The organism is Kitasatospora sp. NPDC059803 (genome assembly GCF_042732255.1).
In the GTDB taxonomy this organism is placed as follows: Bacteria; Actinomycetota; Actinomycetes; order Streptomycetales; family Streptomycetaceae; genus Kitasatospora.
In genome coordinates, this window is sequence record NZ_JBHWIJ010000597.1 from 1 (window position 1) to 1,033 (window position 1,033).

Below are 1,033 nucleotides of genomic sequence, written 5' to 3' on the forward strand. Positions count from 1 at the left end.
CGGTCCGGCCGTGCGCACCCATCGGCGCTTCCGCGCGCCGACACCCGTAGGTGTGGTGGCGGCTGGCCTTGCCCGTGAGGTCGGTGACACGGTGCCCACGGGGAAGTCGCCGGGGTGCCGGTGTCGTGAGCGGAGGGGCGGATGGCCGACAAGGACGCGGGGCTCAAGGCGGTCGCCGAGCACTACGGGACACACGGGCTGACCGAGGACGAGATCATGAGCGCCGAGCCGGCCGAGCCGCTGGCGGCGGAGTCGGTGATGATCACCACCTCGCTGCGGCTGCCCGAGCCGGTGATGGACGAGGTGCGGCGCCGGGCACGGGAGCGGGGGCTGAAACCGACGGCCATCATGCGGGAGTGGATCGAGGCCGCCGTCGCCGACCTGGAGCAGCCGGTGCCGCCGAGTGTGGTCATCGCGGCGGCTGCGCGGTACCAGCTGCGGGAGCGTGCGGCCCGTAGTGCCCTGCACTTCGAGCGGGCGCGGCACTGGGAGGCGGTCGGACAGGCCGAGCGTCTTCACCAGGCGGAGAAGGCGGCTCGGTGACGGCCGCGCCGGGGCCCGCTCCGGCTCAGGCGCTGAGGGCCGGGGCGACGGCTGCTGCCAGGCGGGCCTCGTCGTAGCGTTCCAGGAGGAGGGCGGCCAGTTCGGGGGCGGGGCCCAGGACGTCGGCGACGGCGTCCGCTCCGGCGGCCGCGTCGGCGATGCGGTCGGGCAGGAGGCCTGGGGCCAGCAGGTAGGGGGAGACGGCGGTGCGGGCGGCGCCCGCGGCGCGCAGGGCGGCCAGGGCGTCGGGCACGCGCGGGCCGGTGGCGGAGGCGTAGGCCACCTCGACGGCGGCCCAGCCGCGGCTGCGGCGCCACGCGGCGGCCACCGCGCGGGTGGCGGCGTGGGGGGCGGGGGGGGGGGTGGCGGTCCCGGGGGGGCGCGCGGGCGGCGTGCGGTGGGGGGCGCGCGGGGGGGGGGGGGGCGGGGGGGGGGGGGCCGGGGGGGGGGGCGGGGGGCGGGGGGCGTCCGCGGGCGCGGGGGCGCGGCC

At 80.0% G+C, this 1,033-nt stretch carries 2 protein-coding genes; one reads left to right on the forward strand and one right to left on the reverse strand.

What is annotated here, in order from left to right:
• The first annotated feature begins 141 nt into the window (after positions 1-141).
• Positions 142-543: a hypothetical protein gene (locus ACFV6I_RS39740; RefSeq protein ID WP_380431186.1), complete on the forward strand. Its 402-nt coding sequence runs from the start codon at positions 142-144 to the stop codon at positions 541-543.
• 25 nt (positions 544-568) lie between these two features.
• On the opposite strand, the gene ACFV6I_RS39745 is transcribed toward ACFV6I_RS39740, so the two are convergent.
• The coding region (locus ACFV6I_RS39745) for a CbiX/SirB N-terminal domain-containing protein (protein WP_380431189.1) at positions 569-1,033 on the reverse strand (465 nt) is incomplete at its 5' end.

Excerpts from the sequence above, each read along its gene's own strand:
- ACFV6I_RS39740 (WP_380431186.1), top strand. The coding sequence starts at position 142 with ATGGCCGACAAGGACGCGGGGCTCAAGGCGGTCGCCGAGCACTACGGG.